Raw genomic sequence first — 7,962 nt, 5'->3', positions numbered from 1 at the left:
AAAATATCCAGATGCACCCAGGCCTCGGCGTTGGACACGAAGCGGGACAGGAACAGTGCCGCCGTGACCGAGCCGGCAAAGCCGCCGGTAGCGGCATTGTTGATATCGGCGATGCGCGATTTCAGCATGGACTCATAGGGGCTCCAGAGCGGCATCTGCCAGAGGGGATCGTCCACCCCTGCCCCGGCCGTCACCAGGGCGCGGGCGAGCGCGTCGTCGGTGCTGTAAAGCGGCGGCAGGTCGGGCCCCAACGCCACGCGGGCGGCGCCGGTGAGGGTGGCCATATCGATGAGCAGTTCAGGGGTTTCCTCATCGGCCAGCGCCAGCGCGTCAGCCAGAATCAGCCGCCCCTCGGCATCGGTATTGCCGATTTCCACCGTGATGCCCTTGCGCGAGGCCAGTACGTCGCCGGGGCGGAAGGCGGCGCCGGCAATGGCGTTTTCGACGATGGGAATGAGGACGCGCAGGCGCAGATCGAGCCGGGCGGAAACGATGGCATGGGCTAGGCCCAGCACATTGGCGGCCCCGCCCATGTCCTTTTTCATCAGCAGCATGCCGGTGGCGGATTTGATGTCGAGCCCGCCGGTATCGAAGGTGACGCCCTTGCCCACCAGCGTCACCCTGGGCGCATCGGCCCGGCCCCAGCGCAGATCGGCGAGGCGCGGCGCTTCGGCGCTGGCGCGACCGACGGCATGGATCATGGGAAAATTGGCGGCGAGCAGATCGTCGCCGACGGTGACGGAGATTTCCATGCCGCGCGCCTGGGCAAAAGCGCGAATCTCGGCTTCGAAGGCATTCGGCCCCAGATCGTTGGGCGGGGTGTTGATGAGGTCGCGCGCCAATGTGGCGGCTTCGACCTGGCGGGTGACCTCGCCGGCATCGGCCCCTTCGGGCAGGGCCAGTTCGGAGCCGGGCTTTCCGGCGGTGTAGCGCTCGAAACGATAGGCCCCGAGGCGGAAGCCGATAGCGGCCAGGGTCGGATCGCCAAAATCGCCGGCCAGATGCCAGAGCCCCTCGCCCAGAGCCGCGCCGGCCTGGCCAAGCTGAAAGGGCGAAACCGTTTCGCCCATGCCGAACAGATGCCCGGCCAGCGCGCCATTCTCCCCCGGCAGCGCCAGCAGCCGGCCGCGCTGGCCGGCAAAGCCATTGGCTTGGGCCCAGGCCCGATGGGCGGGCGACAGGCCGGCGCGCTCCAGCACATCTTGCTGGACGCAGATAAGGGGAAGCGAGGCGGTCATGGCAAAAGGTCTCCGGGGATTGCCCTTCCTTTTAGCCATTGGCCCAGGCTGCGGCAACGCGGGGACAATAGCGGCTTAACCCAGCGTTAGGGTTAATGATTTATGTCTGGGCACTGGGGCCGGATGGCTCCGGGGAGTTGTTTCGTGAGCGCGCTCAACAGTGTTTTCAGGCCCTTGCGCATGGTTCTGCTGGCCGGTGTGGCGGCCCTGGCGCTGGGCGCCTGCGCCTCCAACCGCACCAGCGTTTCGGCCAGCGCCGATTATTCGGGCCTGAGCGCCGCGCAGAGCCAGCAAAGCGTGGCCGAGCTGATGGCGCGCTACAAGGCCAATCCGCGCGACAAGGGACTGGCCATCCACTATGCCGCCGCGCTGCGCGCGGTGGGGCAGAGCCAGCAGGCCGTCTCCGTTCTCGAAATCAGCCTGGGCCAGAACCCGCGCGACCCCGACATCGCCGTGGCCTATGCCAAGGCGCTGACCGCCGATGGGCGGTTCGACCAGGCCTTGCAGGTGCTGGACAATGTGATCCGCCCGGAAGCCCCGGACTGGAACGCATTGCTGGTCAAGGGCGCGGCGCTGGACCAGCTGGGCCGCAATGGCGAAGCGCGCGCGCTTTATACGCAGGCGCTGGTGCTGGCGCCCGGCGAAGCCTCGATCGAGGCCAATATGGGCCTGTCCTATGCCATGACCAACGAGCTGACCCAGGCCGAGCAGCATCTGCGCCGCGCCGTGCAGATGCGCGGCGCCACCAGCCGCATCCGGCAGAACCTGGCGTTGATCGTGGGGCTGCAGGGACGCTTCACCGAGGCGCGGGCGCTTTACGGCGCCGAGCTGCCGCCCGAGCAGGTGGAAAGCAACATGGCCTATATCCGCGCCCTGCTGACCCAGCAGAACCGCTGGGATTTGATCGAAAAAAGCTGAGAGCGCTGCGCTCATCCCTGCCTGGCGCCGCCCTGCCATTCGAGCATAGCTCTCATGGCCTTCTCCCCTCAAATCGCCCACCGGGGCGATTTGCCCTAACGGGACGGCTCGAAGCCCCTCATCCGCCCTTCGGCAACTTCTCCCGCGTGGGGAGAAGGAAGGGTTTGTGGCTATGGCGGCCTCAGCCGCCGCCGACGGTGGAGGCGACGGGACCGGCGAAGACCTTGATCATGGCCGGGGCGATGATGACGATGAACAGCACCGGCAAAAAGCACAGGATCAGCGGCACGGTGAGCTTGGGCGGCAGGGAGGCGGCTTTCTTTTCGGCCTCCATCATGCGCTGCTCGCGGCCTTCCTCGGCCATGACGCGCAGGGCCTGGCCCACGGAGGTGCCGTAGCGGTCGGCCTGGATGAGCGCGGTCATCACCGAGCGCACCCCATCGAGCCCGGTGCGGCGGCCCAGATTGTCATAGGCGCGGCCCCGGTCCTCCAGAAAGGCCAGCTCGGCGGTGGTGAGGGTCAATTCCTCGGCCAGTTCGGCGCTTTGCTGGCCGATCTCGCGCGCCACGCGCTTGAAGGCGTGCTCCATGGACATGCCGGCCTCGACGCAGAGCAGCAGCAGGTCGAGACAATCGGGCCAGGCCTTCCTGATCGAGGCCTGCCGCTTCTGCGTGGTGTTCTTGAGCATGACATTGGGCAGGTAGGCGCCCAGCAGGCCGGCGCCGATGGCATAGACCAGGTTGAGATAAAGCGGGCGGTCACCGGGGCTCAGCACCAGAGTATAGAGCGCGGCGATAAGAAAGATGACCAGAGGCGAAACAAAGCGGGCAAACAGATAGGTGGTCAGGTGCCCCTGGCCGCGATAGCCGGCCATGGCCAGCTTTTCCACGGTGGCATCGTCCTGGAAGGCCTTGCGCAGGTTGAAGCGCTCGACCACGTTTTTCATATAGGTCTTGGTTTCGGCGCTACGGCGAATATTGCGGCTGTCGGCGGGCGCGCTGCCGCGCAGGCGGGCCATTTCCTGGGCGCGCATCTTCTCGCGCTCCAGCGCCACGCGCTTGACGCGGTCGCGCATCTCGGTGCGCACGATGAAGCCCGAGCCGAAGGTGAAGACCACAGCGGCGGCGGAAATGGCGGCCAGGACGGCGATGAGGAAATCGCGCTGGGTGAGCAGATCGATGATGTTCATGCCCGCTTCTCCCTCAATATTCGAACTGGACCATGCGGTTCATGATAAACACGCCCACCGCCAGCAGCACGAAGCCGACACCCAGCCAGATATAGCCGATGGTGGTGGTGAAGAGCGGGGACAGATAGGAGGGCGAGACCAGGCTCACCAGAGTGGCCACCACGAAGGGCAGCGAGCCGATGATGCCGGCGGAGGCCTTGGCCTCGGAGGACATGGCCTTGATCTTGCCCTTCATCTTCTTGCGGTTGCGCAGCACCTTGGCCAGATTGCCCAGCGCCTCGCTGAGATTGCCGCCCGATTGCTGCTGGACGGTGATGACCACGACGAAGAAATTGACTTCCGGCAGGGGCACGCGGTCGAGCAGCACCGTTACCGCCTCGGTCATGGACATGCCGAAGGCCTGCTGGTCGAGCACGCGGGAAAATTCGGACTTCACCGGCTCCTTGGCGTCCTTGGCGACGACGCGGATGGAATCGTTGAGCGGCAGGCCGGTCTTGACGCCGCGCACGATGGCTTCCACCGCATTGGGCAATTCGTCGAGAAAGCGGTCCTGATATTTCTTGCGCTTGCGCCCCACCCACCAGCGCGGCAGCAGATAGCCGGCGGCAACACCGAAGACCGGAGCGAGATAGACCGGCACCTGCACCAGCACCAGCAGCAGCGCCACCCCGGCCCCGAAGATGACGGAGTTGCGGATGAAGGCGGCGGGCTTGATGGTCATGCCGGCCTGGAACAGCATTTGCGGCAAAGTGAGGCGCTTCTTGGCCGCCAGCGCATCGTTCTGCTGCTTGAGGACCTGCTGCACGCTCTTGCGGCGCTCGTCGCGGCTGCGGGCGGCGCTGGTCTCGAGCCGGTTGGCGCGCACATCGCCCTGAAGCGCCTTGCGGCGCTTGTCGGCCCTGCCCCCGCCCAGCGCCGAGGGCACCAGCGCGAAGCCCGCCGCCCCGATGGTAATCGCGCACAGAACGAAAAGCAGGATGGTGACCATTACATATCCAGCAGCTGGCGCTGCTCCACATTGGCCTTTTCCAGCGCTTCGACCAGGTTGGGCTCTTCGTTGAAATAGCGGGCGCGCTCGGCGAATTGCGGCTTGGTGATGCCGGTGGAGCGATGCTTGCCCACCAGCATGCCGCCGGCATCCTCGCCCAATATGTCGTAGACGAAGATGTCCTGGGTGACGACGACATCGCCTTCCATGCCCAGGATCTCGGTAATGTGGGTGATGCGGCGCGAGCCGTCGCGCAGGCGGGCCGCCTGCACGATGACGTCGATGGAGGAGGTGATCATCTCGCGGATGGTGCGGCTGGGCAGGGCATAGCCGCCCATGGTGATCATCGATTCCAGACGCGAAAGCGCCTCGCGCGGAGAGTTGGCGTGCAGCGTGCCCATGGAGCCGTCATGGCCGGTATTCATGGCCTGGAGCAGATCGAACGCCTCTGGGCCGCGCACTTCACCGACGATGATGCGCTCGGGGCGCATGCGCAGGCAGTTCTTGATGAGATCGCGCATGGTGATCTCGCCTTCGCCCTCAAGATTGGGCGGGCGGGTTTCAAGGCGCACCACATGGGGCTGCTGGAGCTGAAGCTCGGCCGAGTCCTCGCAGGTGATGACGCGCTCATCCTTTTCGATGAAGGCGGTGAGGCAATTGAGCAAAGTGGTCTTGCCCGAGCCAGTGCCGCCCGAAATCAGCACATTGGCTCGCACCCGGCCCAGAATGCGCAGCACCTCGGCGCCCTCGGGCGAGATGGAATTGTATTTGACCAGCTGCTGGAGGGTCAGCTTGTCCTTTTTGAACTTACGGATGGTGAGGGCGGCGCCATCGATGGCCAGCGGCGGCGCGATGACGTTGACGCGGGAGCCATCGGGCAGGCGCGCGTCGCAGATGGGCGAGCCTTCATCGACCCGGCGGCCGACCTGGGACACGATGCGCTGGCACACATTCATCAGATGGGCGTCGTCGCGGAAGCGCACATTGGTGAGGCGCACCTTGCCGCCCACTTCGATGTAGCAACGCTGGGAGCCGTTTACCATGATGTCGGCGATGTCGTCGCGGGCCAAAAGCGGCTCGAGCGGGCCGTAACCGAGCACGTCGTTGCAGATGTCCTCGAGTAGGTCTTCCTGCTCGGAAATCGACATGATGATGGATTTGAGCGCGATGATCTCGGCGACGATGTCGCGGATTTCCTCGCGCGCCGCCTGGCTCTCCATGGTGGCGAGCTGGGAGAGGTCGATGCTGTCGATCAGCGCGTTGAAGATGGCCGACTTGGTGTGGAAATATTCCTTGTCGCGGGCGGCGTCGGCCGGAGCGCGGACATCGACCACGCCCTCCTCGGAACCGCGCAGACGCGCGGCCATAGGGTCGGTTTCGGCCGGGCGGCGGGGCGGGGCCGAGACCGGCTCGGCGCGCGGCGGGGCAGCACCGGGCACCGGGCGCGGCACTTCGCCGACGCCCGGGGTATTGCCGCCAAAGGATGTACGCTTGCCAAACATGGTCGCCCTATCTTTCACGGACCCGGCGGGGCCGGGCGGTCATTGCGTTCAAGCCCGCTTTCTCAGGAATGACGGCAGCTTGATGAGGCTGGCCGCGCGGCTGGCGGCATGGCCGGCCTGCCGGCCGGTGACATGCAGGCCGATGGCGGCGAAGACCTCGTTGATCTTGTTGTTGGCGGCGATCTCGGCGATCATCTGGCCATTATTGGCGGCGGTGCCGAACAGGGCCGCATCGAACGGAACCTGGCCCAGAAGCGGGCACTCCACGGAGCTGGAAAATTCCTCGGCGCCGATTTCGGGCCGGCGCGGCATGCCCACCTTGTTGAGCACCAGATTGGGCGCGGCCTCGGTGGGGCGCAGGGCGCGGATCGTATCGGCCAGGTTCTTGGCGTTGCGCAGATTGGCCAGGTCCGGCTCGGCCACGATCACCACCTCGTCGAGGGCGGCCAGAGTGTAGCGAATCCAGGCATTCCAGGCATGGGGAATGTCGAGCACCACCACCGGCACGGTATTCTGGCACAATTCGAGCACGGATTCGAATTCGCGCTCCTCGAAATCATAGGTACGGTCGAGCGTGACCGGAGCGGTAAGCAGGTTGACGTGGTTGGCCGCCTTGCTGATGAGGCGGTCGAGCATGGTCTGGTCGACCTTCTGGTTGGCCTGGATGGCGTCGGCCAGCCCATGGGGCGGGTCCTGGTTGAAATTGAGCCCCACCGTGCCGAAGGCCAGGTCCATGTCGAGAATGAGACTGTCCTGACGCAGCGCCGTGGCGATGGACCAGGCGACATTGTGGCCGATGGTGGAGCCGCCTGCCCCGCCCTTGGCCGAAACGAAGCCGATGGTGCGCCCGATCGGCGCGGCATTTTCGGAGGCGAACAGATCGGTAATGGCGCCGACCACCTGCTGGGCGGTGGCGGGCAGGACGATATATTCGGAAATGCCGGAGCGGATCAGCTCGCGGTAAAGCTGCACATCGTTGACATGGCCGAGCACGACGACGCGGGTGGCGGCGTCGCACACCTGCGCCAGTTGCTCCAGAGCCGCCGGGATGTCCTGCGGCGAGAGCGCGGTTTCCACGATGATGAGATTGGGCGTGGGATTGGACTTATAGGTCTCCACTGCCCCGTCTATGCCGCCATTATGGGTGGTGAGGGCCACCTTGGACATGCGCCGATCGTGAATGGCGCTCTCCACCAGCTGGGCGGTTTGGGAATGCTCGCAAAAGGCCTGGATGGTGATGCGCGGCACCAGCCGCGCGCCCGAGGCGATCTCGGCCGCCGCCTCTTCGGTCCTGCGCGGTTCGGGGGTGAGGAAACTCATGACGACAACACTCCTTGGAACCGGCTCAATCGAGCACGAAGCCGACCGACCCGCTGATGCTGCCGCGGATCTCGCCGGTACGGCTGACGCCATACATGTTTTCGAGCCGGCCCAGGAAAATGGCCTCGGCATCGCCGGCCAGGGTGGTGCGATCGGTGGGCACGGGGATGGCATTGGCCGGGCTGGGCGCCACCAGATAGGGGGTGACCAGAATGACCAGCTCGGTCTGGTTGGTCTGGTAATCGCGGCTGCGGAACAGCGCGCCCAGGATGGGGATGTCGCCCAGCACGGGGAATTGCTGGATGTTCTGGCTGCTGCTCTCCTGCAACAGCCCGCCAATGGCCAGGGTGGTGCCGCTGGGCAATTCCACCGAAGTGGAGGCCTGGCGCTTGGAAATCGACCAATCCGACTTGGGCTCGGACACCGAGGTATCGACCTTGAGCCCGATCGTGCCATTGGCCTTGACCACCGGGGTAAAGGAAAGCTCGACGCCATAGGGCTTGAAGATCACCGAGCGGCGCAGGCGGTCGTCGCCATCGGGGTCATAGGTGACATAGGGCAATTCGCCGCCGGCGAGGAACTTGGCTTCCTCGCCCGAAATGGCGGTGAGGGTGGGCTGGGCCAGCACCCGCAGGGCCCCGCGATCCTCCAGGGCCCGGATCGCCCCCTGGAGCTGGCTGTTGCCGTTGGTGGCGGCGAAATCGACGCCCCTGGGGGTTTCGATGTCGACCAGATTGTTGGTGAAGCTCAAAAGATTGGTCAGGCCGAAATTGAAGGCCGCGCCCAGATTGATGCCGAACTGCTTGG

The 7,962-nt window shown here is 65.4% G+C and carries 7 protein-coding genes; 1 reads left to right on the top strand and 6 read right to left on the bottom strand.

Annotated features, from left to right (window positions below):
- Positions 1-1,238: leucyl aminopeptidase family protein (locus VDP82_RS10820; protein WP_323014858.1), on the bottom strand; the 1,238-nt coding region annotated here is incomplete at its 3' end.
- Positions 1,239-1,382: 144 nt separating this feature from the next.
- Here VDP82_RS10820 and VDP82_RS10815 point away from each other — a divergent pair.
- Positions 1,383-2,156: a tetratricopeptide repeat protein gene (locus VDP82_RS10815; RefSeq protein ID WP_323014857.1), complete on the top strand. Its 774-nt coding sequence runs from the start codon at positions 1,383-1,385 to the stop codon at positions 2,154-2,156.
- 181 nt (positions 2,157-2,337) lie between these two features.
- Here VDP82_RS10815 and VDP82_RS10810 read toward each other — a convergent pair whose 3' ends face one another.
- The 5 genes from VDP82_RS10810 to VDP82_RS10790 form a co-directional block, all read right to left on the bottom strand.
- The gene (locus tag VDP82_RS10810; protein ID WP_323014856.1) at positions 2,338-3,345 is read right to left on the bottom strand and encodes a type II secretion system F family protein; all 1,008 of its coding nucleotides are present in this window, start codon (positions 3,343-3,345) and stop codon (positions 2,338-2,340) included.
- A 13-nt stretch (positions 3,346-3,358) separates the two neighbouring features.
- Positions 3,359-4,333 carry a type II secretion system F family protein gene (locus VDP82_RS10805; RefSeq protein WP_323014855.1) on the bottom strand — a complete coding sequence of 325 codons (975 nt, stop codon included), beginning with the start codon at positions 4,331-4,333 and terminating at the stop codon, positions 3,359-3,361.
- Positions 4,333-5,835: a CpaF family protein gene (locus tag VDP82_RS10800; RefSeq protein ID WP_323014854.1), complete on the bottom strand. Its 1,503-nt coding sequence runs from the start codon at positions 5,833-5,835 to the stop codon at positions 4,333-4,335. The genes VDP82_RS10805 and VDP82_RS10800 overlap by 1 nt, the downstream gene beginning before the upstream one ends.
- A gap of 48 nt (positions 5,836-5,883) precedes the next feature.
- Entirely contained in the window at positions 5,884-7,155 is a 1,272-nt protein-coding gene (locus tag VDP82_RS10795; protein WP_323014853.1) for an AAA family ATPase, read from the bottom strand.
- Between the two features lie 25 nt (positions 7,156-7,180).
- A partial coding sequence (locus tag VDP82_RS10790) for a type II and III secretion system protein family protein (RefSeq protein ID WP_416347098.1) occupies positions 7,181-7,962 on the bottom strand: 782 nt, incomplete at its 5' end.

The sequence above is a fragment of the Devosia sp. genome (assembly GCF_034675085.1).
Classification (GTDB): domain Bacteria; phylum Pseudomonadota; class Alphaproteobacteria; order Rhizobiales; family Devosiaceae; genus Devosia.
The sequence above is the reverse complement of the archived record's forward strand: the minus strand, read 5'-3'. Positions and strand labels throughout refer to the sequence as shown.